We start from the raw sequence: 25,929 nt of genomic DNA, 5'->3' as shown, positions 1-25,929 counted from the left end.
GCGCTGGCATCCGCTCGACAAGAATGGCCTGAACAGGAAGGAATCGCTCGCCGATGAGTTATCACGACGAACAAGAATCGATTGAAAGTGTCAAGGCGTGGTGGGCCCGCTGGGGCAACCTCGCCACGTGGATCGTGCTCGCGGCGCTCGTCGTCGCGGCCGGTTTCAACGGCTGGAACTACTGGCAGCGCCGTCAGGCTGCCGAGGCGTCCGGGCTGTACGAACAGGTCCAGAAGGCCGCCGCCGCGAACGACAAGGCGACGATGGCTCGCGCGGCCGCCGACATGGAAGACAAGTTCGGCAGCACGCCGTATGCACAGATGGCGGCGCTCTCCGCTGCGAAGACGCTGTACGCGGCCGGTGACACGGCAGGTGCGAAGGCGCAACTGCAATGGGCCGCCGATCACGCCAAGGATGATGAGTACAAGCAGATAGCGAAGCTGCGTCTCGCGTCGCTGCTGCTCGACGAGAAGGCGTACGACGCGGGCCTCGCGCTGCTGTCGGGTACGCCGGTCGATGCATTCAAGGGCCTCGTGGCCGATCGCCGCGGCGATCTGCTTGCCGCGCAAGGCAAGACCGACGACGCACGCGCTGCTTACAAGCTCGCGCTCGACGGCCTGTCGAAGGACGACCAGTCTGCGCGCCAGCTCGTGCAGTTCAAGCTGGACGCGCTCGGCGGCTGAACCCCGGTCCCCTCAACCTCTTAACTCTGCTTCGCTAACCGATGAATTTGCTGAAACGTTACGCTGTGCCCGCTGCCTGCGCGGCGGCTGTCCTCGCATTGGCGGCCTGCTCGTCGTCGAAGGATGCGCGCCGCGTGCCGACGCCGCTCACCGAGTTCAAGCCCGTGATGGACGTGCAACAGGTCTGGAAGGCGAGCGTCGGCAAGGGCGGGCGCTACCTGTTCTCGCCGGTGGCCGTGGGCGACGCCGTCTATGCGGCGGGCGAAAACGGTTCGGTCGAGAAGATCGACGCGAAGACGGGCCAGACGATCTGGCGCGCGAAGGTCGGCTCCGACCTGTCGGCCGGTGTCGGCAGCGACGGCAATCTGACCGCGGTCGGCGCGCTGAAGGGCGGCGTGTTCGTGCTGGGCCCGGATGGCAAGCAACTGTGGAAGACCAGCGTGCAGGGCGAGATCTTCTCGCCGCCGCTCGTCGGCAACGGCCTCGTGGTCGTCCGCACGATCGACGGCCAGGTGATTGCGTTCAACGCGCAGACGGGCGAGCAGAAGTGGAACTACCGCAACCGTGCGGTGCCGCTGAACCTGCGCGTGTCGGCCGGCATGACGTTCGCGGGTGACGCGGCGGTGCTGGCGGGCTTCCCCGGCGGCGGCCTGGTCGCGATCAACCTGCAGACGGGCGAGCCGTTCTGGCAGACGCCGGTGTCGTTCCCGAAGGGCGTGACCGAGGTCGAACGCATCAACGACGTCAGCGGCCCGCCGACGCTCGTGGGCGCGGAAGCCTGCGCGGTGACGTTCCAGGGTCAGCTCGGCTGCTTCGATGCGAACTCGGGCCGCCCGCTGTGGGAAAAAGCGTTCTCGAGCCGCAGCGGCCTCGCGCAGGACGATTCGGTGGTCGCCGGCGGCGACGACTGGTCGGTCGTGACCGCGTACGATGCGGCGTCGGGCAACCAGCTCTGGCGCAACGACAAGCTGAAGAGCCGTGACGTCGGCGTGCCGTACCTGCTCGGGCACGCGGTCGTGATGGGCGATTACAAGGGCTTCGTGCACTTCCTGTCGCGCGAAGACGGCAGCTTCATCGCCCGGATGAAGACCGACGGCAGCGCGATCACGGCGGCGCCGGTCCTCGCGGGCAATACGCTCGTCGTGCAGACGAAGGACGGCGGCCTGTACGGGTTCCGTCCGCGCTGACGCTCGGCAAACATGCGCGGCCGCGGCGCGGCGGGCTTGTCCCGCGCGCCGTGGCCGCGCAACTTGAAGGCGGCCGGTGCTCCCGGCCGCTCGGTATTTGAAAGGCAGTTCGAGACGAAAGACGACGGCGCGCAACGCGCGCCCGGCGCGCGCATCCGGCGCTGCGCGAATTCGTGATATTTTCATTCAGCGCAGCCGCCCGCAGCAGCGGGCCTCCCGCTGCTGCGCTTCACCGTAGAAAACACAGATGAAACCGGTCATTGCCCTCGTTGGGCGCCCCAATGTGGGGAAATCCACGCTGTTCAACCGGCTCACGCGCTCGCGCGATGCGCTGGTCGCCGACTTGCCGGGCCTGACGCGCGATCGCCATTACGGCGAAGGGCGGGTCGGCGAGCGGCCGTACCTAGTCGTCGATACGGGTGGCTTCGAGCCCGTCGCGAAGGACGGCATCCTGCACGAGATGGCGCGCCAGACGCGCCAGGCCGTCGAGGAAGCCGATGTCGTCGTGTTCATCGTCGACGGCCGCAACGGGCTCGCGCCGCAGGACAAGTCGATTGCCGACTACCTGCGCAAGACCGGCCGGCCGATCTTCCTCGTCGTCAACAAGGCCGAGGGGATGAAGTACACGGCGGTCGCGACGGACTTCTACGAGCTCGGGCTCGGCGATCCGCGCGCGATCTCGGCCGCGCACGGCGACGGCGTCACCGACATGATCAACGAGGCGCTCGATGTCGCGTATGCGGACCGTCCGGAAGAAGAGGACGAGAACGACCCGTCGCGCGGCATCAAGATTGCGATCGTCGGCCGCCCGAACGTCGGCAAGTCGACGCTCGTGAACGCGCTGATCGGCGAGGATCGCGTGATCGCGTTCGACATGCCGGGTACGACGCGCGATTCGATCTACGTCGACTTCGAGCGTAACGGCAAGAAATACACGCTGATCGATACGGCCGGCCTGCGTCGCCGCGGCAAGGTGTTCGAGGCGATCGAGAAGTTCTCGGTCGTGAAGACGCTGCAGTCGATTTCCGATGCGAACGTCGTCATTCTTCTGCTGGATGCGCAGCAGGACATTTCCGACCAGGACGCGCACATCGCCGGCTTCGTCGTCGAGCAGGGCCGCGCGCTCGTGATCGGCGTCAACAAGTGGGACGGGCTCGACGAGCATGCGCGCGATCGGGCGAAAGCGGATTTGACCCGCAAGCTGAAATTCCTCGATTTCGCGAAATCGCACTTCATTTCGGCCACGAAGAAGACGGGCATCGGCACGCTGATGCGCTCGGTCGACGACGCGTATGCGGCGGCGATGGCGAAGCTGCCGACGCCGAAGCTCACGCGCGCGCTGATCGAGGCTGTCGAGTTCCAGCAGCCGCGCCGTCGCGGCCCGGTGCGTCCGAAGCTGCGCTACGCGCACCAGGGCGGCCAGAATCCGCCGATCATCGTTATCCACGGTAACGCGCTCGACGCCGTGACGGAAACGTACAAGCGTTACCTGGAAAACCGGTTCCGCGAAACTTTCTCACTGACAGGGACTCCATTGCGCATAGAGTTCCGTTCGTCGAACAATCCGTACGCGGACAAGAGCTGAAGACGCCTGTTACACGTGTCGCGCAAGGGGTTGGCCGCAAGGCCTATGCCCCGGGCGGGCCAGGCAAAATCGGCTATAGTGTAGCGATTGGCGCCGGATCTCTTTTTCTTCGCCGCCAATCCAGATCAACCTGCAAAAAAAGATGGAGTACGCCATGAGCAACAAAGGGCAATTGTTACAAGACCCGTTTTTGAACGCACTGCGCAAAGAGCACGTTCCCGTTTCGATTTACCTCGTCAACGGCATCAAGCTTCAAGGGAACATTGAATCGTTCGACCAGTACGTCGTGTTGCTCCGTAATACGGTGACCCAGATGGTGTACAAGCATGCCATCTCGACGGTCGTGCCGGCGCGCCCGGTGAATTTCCACCCGGACGCGGAAGCCTCGTCCTAACCTATCGCAGCGGCCGGCATCCGGTCGCCGCGAGCGACCGATGCCAGCCGCCTTATCTTGACACCCGATAATTTGATCAACGCAGCGCTCGTCGGCATCGATTTCGGCAAGACCGATTTCGAAGCCAGTCTCGAAGAACTCAGTCTTCTCGCCTCCAGTGCGGGGGCCCGTCCCGCCGTCACCCTCACCGGACGTCGCGCCAGTCCCGATGCCAAGATGTTCATCGGCAGCGGCAAAGCCGAAGAACTTCGGCTCGCCTGCGACGCGCACAACGTCGAAATCGTCATCTTCAACCACGCACTGGCGCCAGCCCAGCAACGTAATCTGGAGCAGGCACTTAACAGGCGCGTGGTCGATCGCACCAGCCTCATCCTCGACATCTTTGCGCAGCGCGCCCGCAGCCACGAAGGCAAGCTGCAGGTCGAACTCGCGCAGCTTCAGTACCTGTCGACGCGGCTCATTCGTGCGTGGACCCACCTTGAGCGGCAGAAGGGCGGTATCGGCCTGCGCGGCCCAGGTGAAACGCAGCTCGAAACCGACCGCCGGCTGATCGGCGAGCGCATCAAGATGCTGAAGTCGCGGCTCGACCGGCTGCGCCGGCAACACAGCACGCAACGCCGGCAGCGCGCGCGCAGCGGCACGATGTCGGTGTCGCTCGTCGGCTATACGAACGCGGGCAAGTCGACGCTGTTCAATGCGCTGACGAAAGCACAGGCCTACGCGGCCGACCAGCTGTTCGCCACGCTCGATACGACGTCGCGGCGCGTGTACCTCGGCGACGAGGTCGGTCAGATCGTCGTGTCGGATACGGTCGGGTTCATCCGCGAGTTGCCTCACCAGCTGGTTGCTGCATTCCGCGCGACCCTCGAGGAAACGATCCACGCGGATCTGCTGCTGCACGTGGTCGATGCGTCGAGCGCGGTCAGGCTCGAACAGATCGAGCAGGTCAACGGCGTGCTGCACGAGATCGGCGCGGACACGATCCGGCAGGTGCTGGTGTTCAACAAGATCGACGCGGTGCCCGAGCTGGCGGCCCGCGGCGACGCGGTCGAGCGGGACGAGTATGGTAATATTTCGCGCGTCTTTTTGAGCGCACGCACCGGTCAGGGTCTTGACGCGTTGCGTGCCGCCATCGCCGAGATCGCCTCCGCGGAACAACTTTCCGGCGCGACGTTACCCAACGGCGCGCTCGACGGCGTCCCCGCTGAACCACACGAAGACCACACGATTTCCGAACACGGGCGCTAACCGGTCCCGGCCGGTTCGCCGGCGTCTAATCTGGTGAACAAACTCTGGTGAACGAATACAACGAGCGGAGTACCTGGCGGCGGATGCGCGCCTTGCTGTCGATCAACGATCCCCGCTGGGGACGCGGCGAAGGCAATGGCAAAGACGGATCCCGTCCCCGTGCGAACGAATCGAAGCGTCCGCAAGGCGGCGACGGCGATGGTCCGCCCGATCTCGACGAGATGTGGCGCAACTTCAACCGGCGCCTGAATGGCCTTTTCGGCGGCAAGGGCGGCAACGGTTTCCGTCCTGACAACGGGCGAGCCGCGCGAGTCGGCGTCGGCATCGTGATCGGCGTGCTGGTCGCGGTCTACGCGGGCAGCGGGCTGTTCGTCGTGCAGGAGGGGCAGACGGGTGTCGTGCTGCAACTCGGCAAGCTGTCGGGCACGGTCGGCCAGGGCGTGCACTGGCGCGCGCCGTATCCGTTCGCGTCGCACGAGATCGTCGATACGTCGCAGGTCCGCTCGATCGAGATCGGCCGCAACAACGTCGTGCGTCTCGCGAACGTGAAGGAAGCGGCGATGCTGACGCGCGATGCCGATATCGTCGACGTGCGCTTCATCGTCCAGTACCGGATCCGTTCCGCGACCGACTACCTGTTCCGCAGCGTCGATCCCGAGCGCAGCGTCTCGCAGGCCGCCCAGGCCGCGGTACGTGCGATCGTTGGCACGCGCAGCGCGGCCGACGTGCTGAATCAGGACCGCGACGCGCTGCGCGAGCAACTCTCCACCGCGATCCAGCGTGATCTCGATCGCTACCAGTCGGGGCTCGAGGTGACGGCCGTCACGATGCAGAGCGTTGCGGCGCCCGAGCAGACCCAGGCCGCGTACGGCGAAGTCGCGAAGGCGCGCGACGAGCGCGAGGCTGCGAAGCGCGCCGCGCAGGCGTATGCAAACGACTTGCTGCCGAAGGCGCAGGGCGATGCCGCGAAGCTCGTCGACGAAGCAAAGGCGTATGCCGATCGCGTGGTCACGGAAGCCGAAGGCGATGCCGACCGCTTCAAGCAGGTCTATGCGCAGTACTCGAAGGCACCCGCGGTGATCCGCGAGCGGATGTATCTCGAGACGATGCAGGAAATCTATTCGAACTCGACGAAGGTGTTCGTCGGCAACAAGGGCGGCAACAGCGTCGTGTATCTGCCGCTCGACAAGCTCGTCGAGCAGGGGCGACAAAACGCCGCGGGGTCCACCGGCGCATCCGCGCCTGATGCGACGTCGGCACCGGCGGCCGTCGCGCCGGCTGCAGCGGCACCCGCGAGCGCGGCGTCGGCCGCGGCGGCGTCGGGCAACGACGTGCTGCGATCGCGCGAAGCGTTTCGCAGCCGGTCGCGCGAAGACGATACGAAGTAACGGGGAGCGCAGAACATGAACCGAATCATTGCGCTCGTCGTCGCAATCGTGATCGTTGCCTTCGCGGCATCGTCGACAGTCCTTACCGTCGATCCGCGCCATACGGCCGTGCTGTCGGGGCGCGATGGCGCGCAGCCCGAACTGGCCGGCCCCGGTATCCATTTCAAATTGCCGCCGCCGCTGCAGACGGCCACGCTGATCGACACACGCCTGCAATCGCTCGAGTCGTCGGATCCGCTGCAACTGGCAACGGAAGACAAGCACGACCTGCTCGTCGCCTACGCGGTGAAGTACCGGATCAGCGATCCGATGAAGTATTTCACGACGACGGGTGGCGACCCGGCGGCAGCCGGCGAACGTCTGGCCGGCGTGCTGAAGAGCGCACTCGGTGATGCGTTCGGCAAGCGCGCGCTCGACGACGCGCTCGGCGGCCAGCGTGCGATCGCCGATGCGGCCCGCGACGAAGTGAAGGCAAAGGCGTCCGGTTTCGGCGTCGACGTGGTCGACGTCCAGCTGACGCGCGTCGACTTGCCGGCTGCGCAGACCGACGCCGTCTATCAGCGGATGATCGGCGCGCTGCGCGATCAGGCCGCGCAGGTGCGCGCGCAAGGCGCGGCCGACGTCGAGCAGATCAAGGCCGATGCCGAACGCGAACAGCAGGCGGTGCTCGCGAACGCGTACAAGTCCGCGCAGACGATCAAGGGCGAGGGCGACGCGAAGGCGGCGACGATTGCCGCCGACGCGTTCGGCCGCGATCCGCAGTTCTATCAGTTCTACGCGAGCCTGCAGGCTTACCGGAAAACGTTCAAGCGCAACGACATCATCGTCGTCGATCCCGACAGCGAGTTCTTCCGCTTCATGCGCAGCCCGACGGGCGGTGCCGCACCGGCGGCGCCTGCTCCCCGCAAACACTGACCTTGGGGCGCCGCGTCGAGCGGCGCCGTCGCTCGCATGGACCTGGCTGGCTCGTTGTTGCTCGCAGTAGCGCTGATGCTGATCATCGAGGGGGCGTTCCCCTTCGTGTTTCCCGTCGCCTGGCGCGACACGTTTCGTAGAATAGCTGAGCGGCCGCCGCATCATATCCGGATCGGCGGGCTGATCGTGATGGTGCTCGGGCTCATACTGCTGCTGCTCGCGACTTGATCCGGACGGCGCATCCGCCGTTCGTCCCGCCCGAATTCAGAATTTCCGATTCATATCGCGGCGCGCGTGTCGCGCGCCGTTTCCCGTCGTAGGACCGTACCGATGTCGACCTGGTTACTTCCCGAGAATATCGCCGACGTACTGCCGTCGGAAGCGCGCAAGATCGAGGAGCTGCGCCGCAGGCTGCTCGACCGCTTCCGTTCGTATGGCTACGAAATGGTGATGCCGCCGCTGCTCGAGTATCTCGAGTCGCTGCTGACGAGCGGCGGCGCCGACCTGCGCCTGCGCACCTTCAAGCTGGTCGACCAATTGTCGGGCCGTACGCTCGGCCTGCGCGCGGACATCACGCCGCAGGTCGCGCGGATCGACGCGCACCTGTTGAACCGGCAGGGCGTGACGCGCCTCTGCTATGCGGGCCACGTGATGCATACGCGTCCGCGCGGCCTGCACGCGACGCGCGAGCAGATCCAGATCGGCGCCGAAATCTACGGGCACGCCGGGCTGGAAGCCGACGTCGAGATCCAGCAACTGATGCTCGATGCGCTGCATCTCGCGGGCCTGTCGCGCATCCGTCTCGACCTTGGCCACGCGGGTGTGCTCGCGGCGCTGCTGGCGCGTGACGCGCAGGCTGCCGAGCGCGGCGAGTCGCTGTACGACGCGCTGTCGGGCAAGGACGTGCCGCTGCTGAACGAACTCACCGACGATCTCGGTGCCGATACGCGCGCCGCGCTGCGCGCGCTGCCGCACCTCTACGGCGATGCGAGCGTGCTCGCCGAGGCGCGTGCGCGGTTGCCGGTGCTGCCCGAAATCACGCGGGCGCTCGACGATCTGGCACAGCTCGCGACGCAGGCGAAGGGTGTCGAGGTGGCGATCGATCTCGGCGACCTGCGCGGTTACGCATATCACAGCGGCGCGATGTTCAGCGCCTACATCGACGGCGTGCCGAACGCGATCGCGCGCGGCGGCCGCTACGACCACGTCGGCCAGGCGTATGGCCGTGCCCGTCCGGCCACGGGCTTCTCGCTCGACCTGCGCGAGCTCGCGCGGATTTCGCCGGTCGAGGCGCGCGGCACCGCGATTCTCGCGCCGTGGGCGCAGGACGACGCACTGAGCGCGGCCGTGGCGGCGCTGCGCGATGCGGGCGAGGTCGTGATCCAGGCGCTGCCGGGCCACGATCATGTGCTCGACGAATTCGCCTGCGACCGTTCGCTCGTCGAGCGCAACGGTGCATGGGTGGTCGAACCCCGATAAACAGGCGTTCGCGGGACGTGCTTCGGCGTGCATATCGTTGAAGCGAAACGGAAAAATTCGGAATCGCCCGCGAACATAGGTAGAATACGTTTTTAACCAGCTAACGAATCAACATGTCTGCCAGCGCAGTGAACGTGACTCCCGGGCGCAACGTCGTCGTCGTGGGAACGCAATGGGGTGATGAAGGCAAGGGCAAGATCGTCGACTGGCTGACGGACCACGCTCAGGGCGTCGTGCGTTTCCAGGGCGGTCACAACGCCGGCCACACCCTCATCATCGGCGGCAAGAAAACGATCTTGCGCCTCATTCCGTCGGGCATCATGCGTGAAGGCGTCGCCTGCTACATCGGCAACGGCGTCGTCCTGTCCCCCGAAGCACTGTTCAAGGAAATCGGCGAGCTGGAAGAGGCCGGCGTGAACGTGCGCGACCGCCTGTTCATTTCCGAAGCCACGACGCTGATCCTGCCGTACCACATCGCGATCGACCAGGCGCGCGAAGCGCGCAAGGGCGCGGGCAAGATCGGCACGACGGGCCGCGGCATCGGCCCCGCGTACGAAGACAAGGTCGGCCGCCGCGCGCTGCGCGTGCAGGACCTGTTCGACGCAAAGACCTTCGCCGACCGCCTGCGCGAAAACCTCGATTTCCACAACTTCGTGCTGACCCAGTACCTGGGCGGCGCGGCCGTCGATTTCCAGGCCACGCTCGACACGATGCTCGGTTATGCCGATCGCCTGAAGCCGATGGTGGCCGACGTGTCGCGCCGCCTGTACGACGCGAACAATGCGGGCCAGAACCTGCTGTTCGAGGGCGCGCAAGGCACACTGCTCGACATCGATCACGGCACCTATCCGTTCGTCACGTCGAGCAACTGCGTCGCAGGTGCGGCGTCGGCCGGCGCGGGCGTGGGTCCGCAGAAGCTCAACTACATCCTCGGCATCACGAAGGCATATTGCACGCGCGTCGGCTCGGGCCCGTTCCCGAGCGAACTGTACGATGCGGACAATCCGCAGCGTCAGGACCAGGTCGGCGTCACGCTCGCGAACGTCGGCAAGGAATTCGGTTCGGTCACCGGCCGTCCGCGCCGCACGGGCTGGCTCGACGCAGCTGCGCTGCGCCGCTCGATCCAGATCAACGGCGTGTCGGGCCTGTGCATGACCAAGCTCGACGTGCTCGACGGCCTCGACGAAGTCAAGCTGTGCGTCGGCTACAAGATCGACGGCAAGGATGTGGACATCCTGCCGCGCGGTGCCGCCGATGTGGCCCGTTGCGAGCCCGTATACGAAACGTTTGCCGGCTGGAAGGAAAGCACGGTCGGCATCAAGACGTGGGAAGCCCTGCCGGCGAACGCGCAGGCTTACCTGACCCGCGTCCAGGAAGTAGCTGGCGTACCGGTCGACATGGTGTCGACGGGCCCGGACCGCGACGAAACGATCCTGCTCCGCCATCCGTTCAAGGTGTAATTTCCAGATGACGCAGCAAATCACGATGACGGCGGCAGACTTGATGACCGATCCGCGCAACGACGACAAGAACCTGTGGGTAGGCTGGGACGAGTATCACCGTCTGATCGAGCTGCTCGCGCTTCAGGTGCATGCGTCGGGCTGGAAGTTCGACCAGATCCTGTGCCTCGCGCGCGGCGGCCTGCGCGTCGGCGATCAACTGTCGCGCATCTACGACGTGCCGCTCGCGATCCTCGCGACGAGTTCGTACCGGGAAGCGGCCGGCACGGAGCAGGGCGAGCTCGACATCGCGCAGTACATCACGATGACGCGCGGCAACCTGGAGGGCAACGTGCTGCTGGTCGACGATCTCGTCGATTCGGGCGTCACGCTTGCGCGCGTGCAGGAGCACCTGAAGGAGCGTTATCCGGCCGTGACGGCCGTGCGCTCGGCCGTGCTCTGGTACAAGGGTTGCTCGAAGGTCAAGCCCGACTATCACACGCAGTTCCTGCCGACGAATCCGTGGATTCATCAGCCGTTCGAGGAGTGGGACACGGTTCGCCCGCACAACCTCGAAGCGTGGATCAAGCGCGGTCGCGCACAGCGCGACGGTTCGGGCGCGTAAGCGGCCGGCCGATCGAAGGAAAGCCTTGTACGGCGCCGCTTGCGGCGCCGTTTTTCATTAGGGCGCCATGCGTGCCGGCGCCGCGTACGCCGCGCAGCCGGTAGGCAGACGGCGCTGCCCCGGCTATGATTGGCAGCCCTGCCACAGCTCGCGCCGGATTGCATGCGCGGCGTGGATCACGTGGCTCCATGGCAACAGAGCAGGGCGGCGTTTCAAGGGGGCGCGAGTAGAATAGCGCTCGTTTTGTCCGACCCGGACCCGATTATTACGCTTCATATGAACGACACGATCCACGCGACCGACGCAGCACACGCGCCGCATTCGACGCAACAACACTCGATGCGGGCGCTAGCGATAGCAGCCATCGGCGTCGTGTTCGGCGACATCGGCACCAGCCCGCTGTATTCGCTCAAGGAGGCGTTCAGCCCCGCACACGGCATTCCGCTCACCGAAAGTTCAATTCTCGGCGTGATCTCGCTGCTGTTCTGGGCAATCATCCTGGTGGTCGGCATCAAGTACCTGCTGTTCGTGATGCGGGCGGACAACAACGGTGAGGGCGGCGTGCTCGCGCTGATGGCGCTGTCGTTGCGGCCGCTCGACTCGAAGACCCGCGTCGCGGGCGCGCTGATGGCGCTCGGGATCTTCGGCGCATGCATGTTCTACGGGGACGCGGTGATCACGCCGGCGATCTCGGTGATGTCCGCGGTCGAAGGTCTCGAAATCGCGACGCCGCACCTGTCCCATCTCGTGATGCCGATCACGATCGTGATCCTGATCGCGCTGTTCTGGATCCAGCGTCACGGCACTGCGCTGGTCGGCAAGCTGTTCGGCCCGATCATGGTGCTGTGGTTCGTCGTGATCGCGGCGCTCGGCGTGTACCACATCGTGCGCGTGCCGGGCATCGTCGCGGCCATCAATCCGTATTACGCAGCGTCGTTCATGGCCGATCACCTGCTGCAGGCGTACGTCGTGCTCGGCTCGGTCGTGCTGGTGCTGACCGGCGCGGAAGCGCTCTACGCGGACATGGGCCACTTCGGCGCGAAGCCGATCCGTATCGCCGCCTACGGGCTCGTGATGCCGTCGCTGGTGCTGAACTACTTCGGCCAGGGCGCGCTGCTGATCCAGAACCCGAAGGCGATCGAGAACCCGTTCTTCCTGCTGGCGCCCGAATGGGGGCTGCTGCCGCTCGTCGTGCTGTCGACGGTCGCGACCGTGATCGCGTCGCAGGCGGTGATCTCGGGCGCGTATTCGCTGACGTCGCAGGCCATCCAGCTCGGCTACGTGCCGCGCATGAAGGTGCTGCATACGTCGGAGCTCGCGATCGGCCAGATCTACGTGCCGGTCGTGAACTGGCTGCTGCTGTTCGTGATCCTCTGCATCGTCGTCGGCTTCAAGAGCTCCGACAACCTCGCGGCTGCGTACGGTATCGCGGTGACGGCGACCATGGTGATCACAACGGTGCTCGCCGCGGTCGTGATGGTGAAGGTGTGGAACTGGAACCGGCTGCTGGTCGGCGCGATCATCGCGGTGTTCCTCGCGGTCGACCTCGGCTTCTTCGGCGCGAACCTGCTGAAGGTCGCGCAGGGCGGCTGGCTGCCGCTCGGCATCGGCGCGCTGCTGTTCTTCCTGCTGATGACCTGGTACAAGGGGCGTCACATCGTCAAGGAACGTACGGCCGCCGACGGTATCCCGCTCGAGCCGTTCCTGCAGGGGCTGCTCGCGCATCCGCCGCATCGCGTGTCGGGTACGGCGATCTACCTGACCGGCAACGACAAGCTCGTGCCCGTCAGCCTGCTGCACAACCTGAAGCACAACAAGGTGCTGCACGAGCGGACCATTTTCCTCACGTTCGTCACGCGCGACATTCCTTACGTGCGCGACGACAAGCGCCAGACCGCGCGCGATGCGGGCGGCGGGCTGTACATCGTCAAGGCCGAGTACGGTTTCAACGAGACGCCGGACGTGAAGGCCGTGCTCGAGGAATTCGGCCGCACGCACGACATGACGTTTGAGCTGATGGATACGTCGTTCTTCCTCGCGCGCGAAACGGTCGTGCCGACGCATCTGCCCGGGATGTCGATCTGGCGCGAGCGCGTGTTCGCGTGGATGCACCAGAACGCCGCAAAGCCGACCGACTTCTTCTCGATCCCGGCAAACCGCGTGGTCGAGCTCGGGACGAAGATCGAGATCTGACCGGGTGCGGCGCGCGGGCCGTTCAGCCGCGCGCCGCCGGGTCCGCCGACCCGGCAAACAGGCCGCGATCGTCCGCATCGCCGGCCGCGAACGCAGCCGTATAGCGTTGCGTATCCCGCGCCACCCAATCCAGATAGCCGCGTATCCAGTATCGGCAGCCGTCGACGAGGCCGTGCACGCGCGTGTCGGCATGCCGTGCGAGCGCATCGGCGCACAGTACGAATTCAACGATCTCGGTGCGCACACGCTCGGCCGTATAGTCGACGCTTGCCTGCAGCGTATGGCCGTGCGAGGCGTGGATCAACACCATGTTCCAGAACTGCCCTGGCCGGTGCGCCTCGACGCCGGCGCTCTGGATGTCGTTGATCCAGCAGACGATATGGTTCGCGTGCCGGCACAGCGTCTGGATTTCCGGCCGATGGAACGTATCGGGCGGGACGGCACCGGAATTGGCCGCGTCCGCCAGCGCGAGGCACGGATTCATCCCGCTCGTGTGGCGACGGATCGTTTCGTACTGCGGCTCTGCGACCGGCTCGGCCCTCTGGTGGCCGAGCATCTGCAGCCCTGCCGCGGTGGCCCACAGGCGCATCCCTTGGGCGAAGCGCGCGAAATGTTCGGCCGACAGGCGCGCGCGCAGGCGCTGGCACACATCGAGCCACGCGCGCTCACCATATACGGGCTCGGGGCCGGTGCATTCGTAGTCGAGCACGTTGATCATCGCGGTCAGATTGCGCAACGTATCGGGGCCGACCGGCTCCACGCGATCGACGAACAGGTCGTCGACGAGAAAGAACCACACGAAATAGTCCGCGATCGCCTGCAGCAGGGAAGGGGCGGCATTCGGGTAGCAGCGCGCGGCGAGCCAGCCGTAGCGGGTGCGCGCGACGCGTTCCCGGTCGGCGTCGCTGACGAACAGGCCATATGCATCGGCCCATTCGAGCATGCGCGATTCGATTCGCTCGACGTGCGATGAACAGGCCCCGACCCACGGCACATCGAAAACGGGGATGTGCAATGCGGCCAGTTCGGTTTTCAGATGGTCTTCTGTCATGGTTCCGCGATCCATTTTTCGCGAATCCGTCCCGGTTCGCCGGCCAGGCGAATACCGGATGCAATGCGTCGCGAATCGATTGCAATCAACGAGACTGAAAGACGGGAGGCCGGACATTCACGGCATGCGCGAGGGCTGCGGAGAACCTTGCCGCTGGGCGGAAAGATCGCCGCGTATTACGGAGGCATCAAAATACGGCCGTTCGCAAATTTATTTTATGTATCAATTGTGAAGCGTCAAGAAAACGCATGTCACAACGCGGATTGTTCAATTCGCCGATTAAACGTGGGGGAATGGTGATGAAAACGCACATATTCGGTTTTCATCACGGATACTGGAATGCGCACGACGACCCAATGAAAAAGCCCGCCGGAAGGCGGGCTTTTTCGTGCATCGACACCGTTCGCGTGCTCAGCGCTTCAGCTTCGCGAATGCCGCGGCCATCGCGCCGGCCGGCTCCGGCTCGCGGGAACGCTGCGGGCGAGCGGCGCCGCGCCCCGCGTTGCCGCGATCCTGGCTGCCGCGCGACGACGTGCCGGGCGCTGCCGCTTCGTCGTCGAGGCGCATCGTCAGCGCAATGCGCTGGCGCTTCACGTCGACGTCGAGCACCTTCACCTTGACGACTTGGCCGGCCTTCACGACTTCGTGGGGATCCTTGATGAACTTCGTCGACATCGCGGATACGTGGACGAGGCCGTCCTGGTGGACGCCGATGTCCACGAACGCGCCGAACGCGGCGACGTTCGTCACAACCCCTTCGAGCGTCATGCCCGGCACGAGATCCGACACCTTCTCGACGCCTTCGCGGAACGTCGCGGTCTTGAATTCGGGGCGCGGATCGCGGCCCGGCTTCTCCAGTTCGGACAGGATGTCGCGCACGGTCGGCAGGCCGAAACGTTCGTCAACAAATTCCGTCGGGGACAGACCTGACAGCGCTTCGCGGTTGCCGAGCACGTCGTCGATGCGCTTGCTGATCTTCGCGAGCATCCGCTCGACGACCGGATACGCTTCCGGGTGCACCGACGAGCGGTCGAGCGGATTCTCGCCGCCGTTGATGCGCAGGAAGCCGGCGGCCTGTTCGAAGGTCTTGTCGCCGAGGCGCGGCACCTTGCGCAGGTGCTCGCGCGACGGGAACGGGCCGTTCGCATCGCGGTAGTCGACGATGTTGCGCGCGAGCGTCGCGTTCAGGCCCGATACGCGGGCGAGCAGTGGGGCCGACGCGGTGTTCGCGTCGACGCCGACCGCGTTTACGCAATCCTCGACGACCGCGTCGAGCGAGCGGGCGAGTTCGCGCTGGTTCACGTCGTGCTGGTACTGGCCGACGCCGATCGCCTTCGGCTCGATCTTCACGAGCTCGGCGAGCGGGTCCTGCAGGCGGCGCGCGATCGACACGGCGCCGCGCAGCGACACGTCGAGCTCCGGGAATTCCTTGGCGGCCAGCTCGGAGGCCGAATAGACCGACGCGCCGGCTTCCGACACGACGATCTTCTGCAGGCGCAGTTCCGGGTGTTTCGCGATCAGCTCGCTCGCGAGCTTGTCGGTTTCGCGCGACGCGGTGCCGTTGCCGATGCTGATCAGCTCGGCCTGCGTCTGCGCGGCGATTCGCGCGAGTTTTGCGATCGAGCCGTCCCAGTCGCGGCGCGGCTCGTGCGGATAGATCGTGTCGGTTGCGAGCACCTTGCCGGTGCGATCGACGACCGCGACCTTCACGCCCGTACGCAGGCCGGGGTCGAGACCGATCACGGCCTTCGGGCCGGCCGGCGCGGCCAGCAGCAGGTCGTTCAGGTTGCGCGCGAACACGCGGATCGCTTCCGTTTCGGCCGTTTCGCGCAGTTGCGTGAGCAACTCGTTCTCGATGTGCGGCTGCACCTTCACGCGCCAGCACCAGCGGCATACGTCGGACAGCCATTTGTCGGCCGGGCGGTTCTGGTTCGCGATGCCGAAATGGCGCGCGATCATCGCCTCGCCGGGATGCGGCACCTGCGCGTCGAGCTCTTCGCCGAGGCCGAGCTTGACGGTCAGCACGCCCGCATTGCGGCCGCGGAACAGCGCGAGGGCGCGGTGCGACGGCACGGTCTTGATCGTTTCCGCGTAGTCGTAATAGTCGCGGAATTTCTCGCCTTCCTCGTTTTCCTTGCCCTCGACGACGGCCGACGACACGACGCCCTGGTTGTGCAGGTAGTCGCGCAGCTTGCCGAGCAGCTCGGCCGTCTCGCCGAACTGTTCGGACAGGATGTCGCGCGCGCCGTCGAGCGCGGCCTTCACGTCGGCGACACCCTTGTCGGCGTCGACGTACGCGGCTGCCTCGGCCTGCGGGTCGAGCAGCGGGTTCGCGAGGAGCGCCTGGGCGAGCGGCTCGAGGCCGGCCTCGCGGGCGATCTGCGCACGCGTGCGGCGCTTCGGCTTGTACGGCAGATAAAGGTCTTCGAGCACCTGCTTGCTGTCGGCCGCGTCGATCGCGGCGCGCAGTTCGTCGGTCAGCTTGCCCTGCTCGTCGATGCTCGACAGGATCGCCGCGCGGCGATCCTCGAGCTCGCGCAGATACAGGAGGCGTTCCTCGAGCTGGCGCAGCTGCGTGTCGTCCAGGTTGCCGGTCACTTCCTTGCGGTACCGGGCAATGAACGGAACGGTCGAGCCTTCGTCGAGAAGTTGCACTGCCGCCGCGACCTGGCGCGGCTGGACGGACAGTTCGGTGGCGATGCGCTGTACGATCTTGAGTGCTACGGTTTCCGTCATGTCGTGGATGATCTGCCTGCTGAAATCGCGGCGCGGGCCGGCAGGCCCGAAGCGACGGGCTGCGTGGCGGGCCCGACGGGCCAGATGCCGCGGGTGAGTGAAGCGGGGCATTTTGCCATAAATGGCGGAGCGCCCAGCCGGGGGTGATAGAATTTGACACATGTCCCGCAGCTTTCCTACGACGTTGCCAACTTCCCGAATTTCTCTCGTCGCGCTCGGCGCAGCGCTCGCCGCGGCTTTGTCTGCCGGGCCTTCCGGCGCGTTCGCGCAAGCTTCGGGCGCTACCGCGCCGGCCGCCGCCGCGACCGCACCCGTGACGGCCACGGCCGCACCGGATTTCGACGCCCGTCAAAAAGTGCTCAATCAACGCTCCGCGGAAAACGATTATCGTTATGCGGTGGCCGAGCACGATTGCTACAGCAAGTTCTTTGTCAATCACTGTCTCGGCAAGGCGCGCGACCAGATGCGCGACGAGCGGGCGAGCATCCGCCAGGAGCAGCTCGCGCTCAACGACGAGCAGCGCGCGGTGCGCGCGCAGCAGCGCGACCAGCAGCAGGCGCTGAAGCAGGCGCAGGATGCGGCGGAAGCGCCGCAGCGCGCAGCGAACGACGCGGCAAACGCCGCTGCGTTCCGCGACAAGCAGGAGCAGAATGCGCTGAAGCAGGCGCAGCGCGGCGCGGAAGGGCCCCAGCGCGCGGCGAGCAAGCAGGCATACGACGAGAAGCAGGGCGACTTCCAGCGCAAGCTCGACCAGGCGCACCAGCAGGCCGCGCAGAAGGCGCAGGAGCGGGCGGACAACGCCGCGCGCTACGAGCAGAAACAGAAGGAAGCCGTGCAGCACAAGGCGGATGTCGAGCGGCGGCAGAAGGAAGCCACGGAGAAGGCGCAGCAGAAGCAACAGCAGGGGCAGTAACGTGTTGGATTGATCCGGAATCAGTCTCGCGCGCTGGCACGCCAGCCGGCGCGCTGCTTCGATGAGGAGGCAAGTATGCAAAACCGTCCCACGGAACAGCAGCAGGAATTGCACAACCGTTTGGCTGCCTTGCAGGAGCAGCACCAGCAGCTCGCTCGGGAGATCGAGCTGAAGGAAGGACACTCCGACATCGACGACATCACGCTGCACCGGCTGAAGAAGGAAAAGCTGGCGGCCAAGGACAAAATCATTTTGCTGCAATCGCAGCTGGAACCGGATAAGCGCGCCTGAGCGCGGCCTGGCAAGCGCCGGCGCCGCCCGGGCGCTGGACACAGGAACGCTTGCCTTGAATTCACCGCTTGAAGCCACCCCCGATGCCCGGCGCGACGTGTCGTCCGCCGGGCGCGCACGTGCGCCCGAAGGCACCTTTGAACTGAGCCGCAAGCGCGTCGACGAACTCGACACGATCTTCGGCGAAGGCGGACTGCTGGCACGTGCGCTCGACGGCTATCGGCCGCGTACATCGCAGATCGAGATGGCGCGCGCCGTCGCGTCCGCGATGGAAGCGTCCGCGCGCCGGATGCCCGAGCCCGAGATCTTCGAAACCCGCAAGCGGCCGGCGCGTCGCCTCGGCGACGGCGACAAAACGGCCGAACCGGGCGCGGACGCAGCAGCGGCCGAGCCCGACGGCGATGCCGGCGACAACACGTTGATCGTGGAGGCCGGCACGGGTACCGGCAAGACCTATGCGTACCTCGTGCCCGCGATGCTGTGGGGCGGCAAGGTGATCGTGTCGACCGGCACGAAACACCTGCAGGACCAGCTGTTCCAGCGCGACATCCCGACCGTGCGCAACGCGCTCGCGGTGCCGGTGTCGGTCGCGATGCTGAAGGGCCGCGCAAACTACCTGTGCCACTACTACCTGCAACGCACGGCCGACAACGGCCGGTTGCCGTCGCGGCAGGATACGGCCTATCTGCAGGAAATCGTCCGTTTCGCGAAGATCACGAAGAGCGGCGACAAGGCCGAGCTCGCGAGCGTGCCGGAGACGGCGCCCGTGTGGTCGATGGTCACGTCGACGCGCGACAACTGCCTCGGCCAGGAGTGCCCGCATTACAAGGAATGCTTCGTGATGCAGGCCCGGCGCGAGGCGCAGCAGGCCGATGTCGTCGTCGTCAACCATCACCTGTTCTTCGCGGACATCATGTTGCGCGATACGGGGATGGCCGAGCTGCTGCCGAACGCGAACACGGTCATCTTCGACGAAGCGCACCAGTTGCCGGAAACGGCGACGCTGTTCTTCGGCGAGACGCTGTCGACGACGCAGATTCTCGAGCTCGCACGCGACACGGTGGCGGAAGGCCTGAGCCATGCACGCGACGCGGTCGAGTGGGTGAAGCTCGGCGGCGATCTCGAGCGCGCGGCGCGCGACTTGCGCCTTGCGTTCGCGAACGACCAGATCGTCCGCATGTCGCTCGCCCAGCTCGGCGACGATCACCCGATGTTCGGTGCGCTCGACGCGCTCGAGGCCGCGCTCGACGCGCTGGCGTCGGCGCTTGCCAGCCAGGCCGAACGGGCGGAATCGCTCGGCGCGTGCCTGCGGCGCGCACGCGAGCTGCAGGACCTGCTGGCCGGCTGGGTCGCGCCCGGCGCGACGGAAGCGGCCGCGAAGGCCGACGCGGCGGCGGCCGGCGACAAGGCGGCATCCGACGGCGATCCGAACGAGAAGGTGCGCTGGGTCGAAGTGTTCGCGCACACCGTCCAGCTGCACGAAACGCCGCTGTCGGTCGCGCCGATCTTCGCCAAGCAGCGCGCGGGTGTGCCGCGCGCATGGGTGTTCACGTCGGCCACGCTGTCGGTGCGCGGCGATTTCACGCACTACGCGGCGCAGATGGGCCTCAGCTCGCGTCGCTCGATGACGCTCGCAAGCCCGTTCGACTACCAGTCGCAAGGGCTGCTGTACGTGCCGCGCAACCTGCCGCAACCGTCTTCGCCCGCGTTTACCGATGCCGTCTTCGATGCCGCGCTGCCGGCGATCGAGGCGTCCGGTGGCGGCGTGTTCATGCTGTGCACGACGCTGCGCGCGGTCGACCGGATCGCATCGAAGCTGCGCGACGTGATCGAATCGCGCGGCTGGAACACGCCGCTGCTCGTGCAGGGCGATGCGAGCCGCACCGAACTGCTCGACCGTTTCCGTGCGTACGGCAATGCGATCCTGGTCGGCAGCCAGAGTTTCTGGGAAGGCGTCGACGTGCGCGGCGACGCGCTGTCGCTCGTCGTGATCGACAAGCTGCCGTTCGCGCCGCCGGACGATCCGGTGCTGGCCGCGCGGCTCGACGCGCTGACGAAGAAGGGGCTGAGCCCGTTCGCCGTGCACCAGTTGCCGCAGGCCGTGATCACGCTGAAGCAGGGCGCGGGCCGGCTGATTCGCGCGGAGACGGATCGCGGCGTGCTGATGATCTGCGACACGCGGCTCGTCGACAAGCCCTACGGGCGCCGGATCTGGCAGAGCCTGCCGCCGTTCAAGCGAACCCGCGAGATTGCGGTCGTCCAGGACTTCTTCGACGAGCACCGTTCGGCAAAGCGCACGTAACGGCGCGCGCGGCGGTCGCCGCGCGATCGCACCGGCGTCGCCTGAATGCGGCGCCAATAAAAAACCCGGCTCGATGGCCGGGTTTTTTGTTCGTGCAGCGGGCGCTGCATGGTGTTTGCGTCAGAACTGCCACCACGACTTCTTCGCACCGGGGCGCGAGTGACCCGTGACGTACGGGCTGTCGGGGAACGTGCCCGCGAGCACGCGCTTCGTGTCCTCGGCGAGTTCCGGCTGGTTCAGCTTGCCGTACGACAGGATCATGATGTGCAGTGCGTCCTCGATCGCCGGCGCGCCCTTGTAGTCCTTGATCGCGAGCTGCGCACGGTTGATCGCCGCGACGTAGGCGCCGCGCCGGTAGTAGTAGTCGGCCGCGTGCACTTCGTGCGATGCGAGCGCGTTGACGATGTAGCGCATCCGCGCGGCGGCGTCGGGCGCGTACTTGCTCTTCGGGAAGCGGTCGACGACGACCTTGAACGCATCGTACGATTCGCGCAGTGCCTGCGGATCGCGCTCGCTCATGTCCTGGCCGGAGAAGCGCCCGAACAGGCCGAGATCGTCGTTGAAGTGGATCATCCCCTTCAGGTAGTACGCGTACGGGATATCGGGGTGATCGGGGTGGAGCTGGATGAAGCGATCGACGGCCTGGTCGGCGGCGGCCGCTTCGTTATCCTTCCAGTTGCAGTATGCAACGTTGATCTGCGCCTGTTGCGCGAAGTGGCCGAACGGATCGCGACCTTGCAGCGATTCGAAATATTTCGCGCACTTGCCCCAGTCGCCGCCGGACAATGCGTCCTGGGCCTCTGAGTATAATTTGTTGTTCGACCAGGTAGCCGTCTCGTCCTGCTTCTGCGGCAAGCCGTGGCAGCCGGCGATGAGGGCCGCGGCCGCTACCGCCGCAGCCCGGGCGGCGACGGTTCTGGCCGTGCGTTTGGTCGAATTCATCATGCTCGCATGTCCTAGCTTCAAGTCTCGGTGACCCAGTCTAAATGACCCGTTCAAGTTCGCAGAATGCCCAGCCGGGCACACCAAATCGCGAAGATTATAGCCCAAGCGATCGGCCCGCCGACGCTGCCTCGGGGGATTCCCTCGATGACGATCTGGCCGGCGACGCGATGCAGCCGCCCGTCGTGCCGTCCGCGGCGGTCGATGACGCGCCGCGCGTCGTCGAAGTGCCGCTGTCGCTCGCGGGCGAACGCCTCGACAAGGCGCTCGCCCAACTGTTCCCCGAATTCTCGCGCAGCCGCCTGCAGAGCTGGATCGAGGCGCAGCGCGTGCTCGTCGACGGCGCGCCGGCGAAGATCCGCCAGCCGGTGCCGCTCGGTGCGAAGATCGAGCTCGTGCCCGACCTGCTCCCCGAGCAGCTCGCCTTCACGCCGGAGCCCGTGCCGCTCGACGTGATCTACGAGGACGACGCGCTCGTCGTCATCAACAAGCCGGCCGGCCTCGTCGTGCATCCGGCCGCCGGCAACTGGAGCGGCACGATCCTCAACGGGCTGCTGCATCGCTATGGCGACGCGGCGGCCGGCCTGCCGCGCGCGGGGATCGTCCACCGGCTCGACAAGGAGACGTCGGGCCTGATGGTGGTCGCGCGCACGCTGGCCGCGCAGACGGACCTCGTGCGCCAGTTGCAGGCCCGCACGGTGAAGCGCCGCTATTTCGCGCTCGTGTGGGGCACGATGCCCGAGGAAGGCACGATCGACGCGCCGATCGGCCGCGATCCGCGTGAACGCACGCGCATGGCCGTCGTCACCGGCGCATCGGGCAAGCCCGCGCGCACGCATTTCCGCACGGTTGACACATGCCTGTGGCAACGTCAGCCGGTTTCGGCGATCCAGTGCGATCTCGAGACCGGTCGCACGCACCAGATCCGCGTGCACTGCGCGCACGCCGGGCACCCGCTGCTCGGCGATCCCGTGTACGGGCGCGCGCGCGGCAAGCGCTCGGTCACGCCGCTGCCGGACGGGTTCGCGCGACAGGCGCTGCATGCATGGCGGCTCGGCCTCGTGCATCCGGTCACGGGCAAGGCGATGCAATGGCGCTGCCCGCTGCCGGACGACATGAACGCACTCGTCGCGGCGCTCGGCTTCGGGCAGGGCGACGAGGAATTCGACGACGATGACGGTGTCTACGACGATGACGATTTCGGCGGCGAGTATCACGATGACGAGCCGTACCTGGACGACGAGGAGGAGTGAGTGCCGATGACGAACCTGGCGCCGTTGACGTGGCAGGACTGCGTGCAGCCCGACTGGCAGGTGTCGCCGCGCGTGCGCGCGCTGATCACGACGCGTGACGGCGGGGTGAGCGAAGGCCCGTACGGGCGCTGGCAGGGCGGCGACGCGCTGCCGGGCGGGATGAATCTCGGCCTGCATACCGGTGACGACCCGGCCCATGTCGCGGGGAATCGCGCGCGCTTGCTCGCGCTGGCAGGCCAGTCGAACGCGGCCTGGCTCGAGCAGGTTCACGGCGCGCAGATCGTGCGTGCGGACGAGGTGATCGCGGCGGCGCCCGCGGCTGCGGCGCCGGTGCAGGCCGATGCGAGTGTCACCGACCGGGCGGGCGCCGTCTGCGTCGTGATGGTCGCGGATTGCCTGCCCGTGCTGCTGTGCGACACGCAGGGCCGCGCGGTCGGCGCCGCGCATGCGGGCTGGCGCGGGCTGGCGGCCGGTATCGTCGAGCAGACCGCGGCGCGTGTCGCGGCACTCGCGGGCGGCGCGACGGACGCGCTTCATGCGTACCTCGGGCCGGCGATCGGCCCGCGGGCGTTCGAGGTTGGCGCCGACGTGCGTGACGCGTTTCTCGACACGGCCCCGCAGTCGGAGCATGATGAAACCCGGCTTGCGTTCGTCGCGATCGATGGCGTGCCGGCCAAGTTTCTCGCCGATCTCTATGCGCTCGCGCGCCTGCGTCTCGCGCGTGCGGGTGTTGCGCATGTGAGCGGCGGGACGGCCTGCACGGTTACCGAGCAGGCGCGCTTCTATTCGTACCGGCGCGACCGCGTGACGGGCCGCATGGCGGCGGCGATCTGGCTGGCCGACTGACGGGATGCGCATGCGCGTGAGTTTCTGCGTCGCAAAATCGGGTTATCTCGATATTTCGGCGGCCATGCCGCGCTGCATGCGCGATTGAATGAAAAATCGTGAAGTCAAGTCAAACAAAGTGTTTTATGTTTCGCCGGAACCCTTGTCCCGTCTGTTGCGCAAGGATTATCTTCGAGCGGAAATGTTCAGTGGTTTGACATGGCGCTTCACATGGGGAAAACGATAATGATAAAAATACCGCACTGCGGCAGAATCTGGAGACGCCTCTCCAGAGCATGACGGCCCGGCTCGCAACCGGCATGCCGCGCGCGAGCAGGATTTCACGATAGACGCTCACGAATCACCGGTAAGGCAGGTAATGACAGCATCGAAAAAATCGTCGACGTCCGCTCAGGCGGGCACTTCCACGGGCAGCATTGGTTTCGATCCGGCCGCCCAGCCGATGCAGCAGATGTTCGAGTCGTGGTTGAACGCGTGGCGCGGTTTTGCAGATCCGGCACGCGCCGCGACTGCGTCGGCCACCGTGAATCCGTTCGCGACATTCCAGTTTCCGACATCGTTTCCGTTCCAGATGCCGTCGATGCCCGATTTCGGCGCGATGGCGTCGCCGTTCGCCGGGCTGAAGCTGCCGGCCGCCGCGATTCCTCCGGAGCGGCTGCAGGCTTTGCAGGCCGACTACGCGCGCGATTGCATGGCGCTGATGCAGCAGGCGGCCGCCGCGAAGCTCGAGTCGCCCGAACTGAAGGACCGTCGCTTCAGCGGCGATGCGTGGAAGGCGTCGCCGGCGCATGCATTCGCGGCGGCCTGGTATCTGCTCAACGCGCGCTATCTGCAGGAACTGGCCGACGCGCTGCAGACCGATCCGAAGACGCGCGAGCGCATTCGTTTCACGGTCCAGCAATGGACGGCCGCGGCCGCGCCGAGCAACTTCCTCGCACTCAATCCCGATGCACAGAAATCGATCCTCGAGACGCAAGGCGAAAGCCTGCGGCAAGGGATGATGAACCTGCTCGGCGACCTGCAGCGCGGCAAGATTTCGCAGACCGACGAATCGCAGTTCGTGGTCGGCAAGAACCTCGGGTGTACTGAAGGTGCGGTCGTGTACGAGAACGACCTGATCCAGCTGATCCAGTACACGCCGAAGACGGACAAGGTGTTCGAGCGGCCGCTGCTGATCGTGCCGCCCTGCATCAACAAGTTCTACATCCTCGACCTGCAGCCCGAGAATTCGCTCGTCGCGCACGCGCTGTCGAACGGCCATCAGGTATTCCTCGTGTCGTGGCGCAACGCGGACGCATCGGTTGCGCACAAGACGTGGGACGACTACATGAACGAAGGACTGCTCGCGGCGATCGACGCCGTGCAGCAGGTCAGCGGCCGCGAGCAGATCAACACGCTCGGCTTCTGCGTCGGCGGCACGATGCTCGCGACCGCGCTCGCGGTGCTCGCCGCGCGCGGCGAACATCCGGCTGCGTCGATGACGCTGCTCACCGCGATGCTCGACTTCTCCGACACCGGCATTCTCGATGTGTTCGTCGACGAGGCGCACGTGCAGATGCGCGAGCAGACCATCGGCGGCAAGAACGGCACGCAACCGGGGCTGATGCGCGGCGTCGAGTTCGCGAACACGTTCTCGTTCCTGCGGCCGAACGACCTCGTGTGGAACTACGTCGTCGACAACTACCTGAAGGGCCGCACGCCGGCACCGTTCGACCTGCTGTACTGGAACAGCGATTCGACGAGCCTGCCGGGGCCGATGTACGCGTGGTACCTGCGCAATACCTATCTCGAGAACAAGCTGCGCGAGCCGGGCGCGCTGACCGTGTGCGGCGAATCGGTCGACCTGACGCTGATCGACGTGCCGACCTTCATCTACGGCTCGCGCGAGGATCACATCGTGCCGTGGCAGACGGCCTATGCGTCGACGTCGATCCTGTCGGGCCCGCTGAAGTTCGTGCTCGGCGCGTCGGGACACATCGCGGGCGTGATCAATCCGCCGGCGAAGAAGAAGCGCAGCTACTGGGTCAACGACAGCGACCTGCCCGAATCGGCGGACGACTGGTTCGCCGGTGCAACCGAGCAGCCGGGAAGCTGGTGGACGACCTGGGTCGAATGGCTCGACCAGTACGGCGGCCGCAAGGTGGCGCCGCCGGCGCAGCCCGGCACCGCGCAGTTCCCGGTGATCGAACCGGCGCCGGGGCGCTACGTGTTGCAGCGCGATTGACGAAAACCGGACAGCGGCGCACGCTGTCCGATGCACCGCAGTTTTTTTAACAGGGCCGGTAGCGATGCGCCGTGTCGTGCGGGCCTGGAGGAAAGGGAAATGACGGACGTAGTGATCGTATCGGCCGCGCGGACCGCGGTCGGCAAATTCGGCGGTTCGCTTGCGAAGATTGCGGCGCCCGAGCTGGGCGCGACGGTGATCCGCGCGGTGCTGGAGCGTGCGGGCGTGAAGCCCG

At 66.2% G+C, this 25,929-nt stretch carries 21 protein-coding genes and 1 pseudogene; 19 read left to right on the top strand and 3 right to left on the bottom strand.

Translation table 11 applies throughout. The annotated features are described in order from the left end of the window. The first annotated feature begins 53 nt into the window (after nucleotides 1-53). From G3N64_RS22770 to G3N64_RS22715, 12 genes are all read left to right on the top strand, one after another. Complete coding sequence (locus G3N64_RS22770; RefSeq protein WP_205785928.1) at nucleotides 54-683, top strand: tetratricopeptide repeat protein; 630 nt, start codon at nucleotides 54-56, stop codon at nucleotides 681-683. Between the two features lie 41 nt (nucleotides 684-724). Beyond that, nucleotides 725-1,870: an outer membrane protein assembly factor BamB gene (gene bamB / locus G3N64_RS22765; protein WP_205785927.1), complete on the top strand. Its 1,146-nt coding sequence runs from the start codon at nucleotides 725-727 to the stop codon at nucleotides 1,868-1,870. A 247-nt stretch (nucleotides 1,871-2,117) separates the two neighbouring features. Next, nucleotides 2,118-3,455, top strand: a complete 1,338-nt coding sequence (gene der / locus G3N64_RS22760) for a ribosome biogenesis GTPase Der (protein ID WP_046197066.1) — start codon at nucleotides 2,118-2,120, stop codon at nucleotides 3,453-3,455. Nucleotides 3,456-3,609: 154 nt separating this feature from the next. Next, on the top strand, nucleotides 3,610-3,849 hold the full coding sequence (hfq, locus tag G3N64_RS22755) for an RNA chaperone Hfq (RefSeq protein WP_006399927.1): 240 nt from the start codon (nucleotides 3,610-3,612) through the stop codon (nucleotides 3,847-3,849). 72 nt (nucleotides 3,850-3,921) lie between these two features. Beyond that, on the top strand, nucleotides 3,922-5,097 hold the full coding sequence (gene hflX, locus G3N64_RS22750; RefSeq protein ID WP_205785940.1) for a GTPase HflX: 1,176 nt from the start codon (nucleotides 3,922-3,924) through the stop codon (nucleotides 5,095-5,097). A 47-nt stretch (nucleotides 5,098-5,144) separates the two neighbouring features. Further along, entirely contained in the window at nucleotides 5,145-6,485 is a 1,341-nt protein-coding gene (gene hflK, locus G3N64_RS22745; RefSeq protein ID WP_205785926.1) for an FtsH protease activity modulator HflK, read from the top strand. Nucleotides 6,486-6,500: 15 nt separating this feature from the next. Beyond that, nucleotides 6,501-7,400: a protease modulator HflC gene (locus G3N64_RS22740; protein WP_205785925.1), complete on the top strand. Its 900-nt coding sequence runs from the start codon at nucleotides 6,501-6,503 to the stop codon at nucleotides 7,398-7,400. A gap of 36 nt (nucleotides 7,401-7,436) precedes the next feature. After that, nucleotides 7,437-7,628 (top strand): DUF2065 domain-containing protein, encoded by a 192-nt coding sequence (locus tag G3N64_RS22735; protein WP_011352254.1) that lies wholly within the window; start codon nucleotides 7,437-7,439, stop codon nucleotides 7,626-7,628. A gap of 102 nt (nucleotides 7,629-7,730) precedes the next feature. Next, on the top strand, nucleotides 7,731-8,879 hold the full coding sequence (locus tag G3N64_RS22730; protein WP_205785924.1) for an ATP phosphoribosyltransferase regulatory subunit: 1,149 nt from the start codon (nucleotides 7,731-7,733) through the stop codon (nucleotides 8,877-8,879). A 113-nt stretch (nucleotides 8,880-8,992) separates the two neighbouring features. Beyond that, a complete protein-coding gene (locus G3N64_RS22725) occupies nucleotides 8,993-10,339 on the top strand; it encodes an adenylosuccinate synthase (RefSeq protein WP_039360238.1) in 1,347 nt (448 codons plus the stop codon). Nucleotides 10,340-10,346: 7 nt separating this feature from the next. Next, nucleotides 10,347-10,943 carry a phosphoribosyltransferase gene (locus G3N64_RS22720; RefSeq protein WP_205785923.1) on the top strand — a complete coding sequence of 199 codons (597 nt, stop codon included), beginning with the start codon at nucleotides 10,347-10,349 and terminating at the stop codon, nucleotides 10,941-10,943. Between the two features lie 276 nt (nucleotides 10,944-11,219). Further along, the gene (locus G3N64_RS22715; protein ID WP_205785922.1) at nucleotides 11,220-13,136 is read left to right on the top strand and encodes a potassium transporter Kup; all 1,917 of its coding nucleotides are present in this window, start codon (nucleotides 11,220-11,222) and stop codon (nucleotides 13,134-13,136) included. Between the two features lie 22 nt (nucleotides 13,137-13,158). Here G3N64_RS22715 and G3N64_RS22710 read toward each other — a convergent pair whose 3' ends face one another. Both G3N64_RS22710 and G3N64_RS22705 read right to left on the bottom strand, forming a co-directional pair. Then, nucleotides 13,159-14,187 (bottom strand): hypothetical protein, encoded by a 1,029-nt coding sequence (locus G3N64_RS22710; RefSeq protein ID WP_205785921.1) that lies wholly within the window; start codon nucleotides 14,185-14,187, stop codon nucleotides 13,159-13,161. A gap of 411 nt (nucleotides 14,188-14,598) precedes the next feature. Next, nucleotides 14,599-16,923 (bottom strand): Tex family protein, encoded by a 2,325-nt coding sequence (locus G3N64_RS22705; protein WP_205785920.1) that lies wholly within the window; start codon nucleotides 16,921-16,923, stop codon nucleotides 14,599-14,601. Nucleotides 16,924-17,083: 160 nt separating this feature from the next. On the opposite strand from G3N64_RS22705, the gene G3N64_RS22700 reads away from it, so the two are divergent. The 3 genes from G3N64_RS22700 (at nucleotide 17,084) to G3N64_RS22690 (ending at nucleotide 20,429) form a co-directional block, all read left to right on the top strand. Further along, nucleotides 17,084-17,836: a hypothetical protein gene (locus G3N64_RS22700; RefSeq protein ID WP_205785919.1), complete on the top strand. Its 753-nt coding sequence runs from the start codon at nucleotides 17,084-17,086 to the stop codon at nucleotides 17,834-17,836. A gap of 75 nt (nucleotides 17,837-17,911) precedes the next feature. After that, on the top strand, nucleotides 17,912-18,127 hold the full coding sequence (locus G3N64_RS22695) for a YdcH family protein (RefSeq protein WP_006755091.1): 216 nt from the start codon (nucleotides 17,912-17,914) through the stop codon (nucleotides 18,125-18,127). Nucleotides 18,128-18,182: 55 nt separating this feature from the next. After that, nucleotides 18,183-20,429 (top strand): ATP-dependent DNA helicase, encoded by a 2,247-nt coding sequence (locus tag G3N64_RS22690; RefSeq protein WP_205785918.1) that lies wholly within the window; start codon nucleotides 18,183-18,185, stop codon nucleotides 20,427-20,429. Nucleotides 20,430-20,549: 120 nt separating this feature from the next. Here the strand turns inward: G3N64_RS22690 and G3N64_RS22685 are convergent, their stop codons facing one another. Further along, nucleotides 20,550-21,374, bottom strand: coding sequence for an outer membrane protein assembly factor BamD (locus G3N64_RS22685; RefSeq protein WP_011549700.1), 825 nt, complete (start codon nucleotides 21,372-21,374; stop codon nucleotides 20,550-20,552). 41 nt (nucleotides 21,375-21,415) lie between these two features. On the opposite strand from G3N64_RS22685, the gene G3N64_RS22680 reads away from it, so the two are divergent. The 4 genes and pseudogenes from G3N64_RS22680 to G3N64_RS22665 form a co-directional block, all read left to right on the top strand. Continuing rightward, nucleotides 21,416-22,624, top strand: a complete 1,209-nt coding sequence (locus G3N64_RS22680; protein WP_205785917.1) for an RluA family pseudouridine synthase — start codon at nucleotides 21,416-21,418, stop codon at nucleotides 22,622-22,624. Between the two features lie 6 nt (nucleotides 22,625-22,630). Next, nucleotides 22,631-23,470 (top strand): peptidoglycan editing factor PgeF, encoded by an 840-nt coding sequence (gene pgeF / locus G3N64_RS22675; RefSeq protein ID WP_205785916.1) that lies wholly within the window; start codon nucleotides 22,631-22,633, stop codon nucleotides 23,468-23,470. A 358-nt stretch (nucleotides 23,471-23,828) separates the two neighbouring features. Beyond that, a complete protein-coding gene (gene phaC / locus G3N64_RS22670) occupies nucleotides 23,829-25,694 on the top strand; it encodes a class I poly(R)-hydroxyalkanoic acid synthase (protein WP_205785915.1) in 1,866 nt (621 codons plus the stop codon). A gap of 99 nt (nucleotides 25,695-25,793) precedes the next feature. Continuing rightward, nucleotides 25,794-25,929 (top strand): annotated as a pseudogene (locus G3N64_RS22665) (acetyl-CoA C-acetyltransferase); the annotation flags it as partial.

This window comes from Burkholderia sp. Ac-20344, from assembly GCF_017104975.1.
Lineage (GTDB): Bacteria > Pseudomonadota > Gammaproteobacteria > Burkholderiales > Burkholderiaceae > Burkholderia.
The sequence above is the reverse complement of the archived record's forward strand: the minus strand, read 5'-3'. Positions and strand labels throughout refer to the sequence as shown.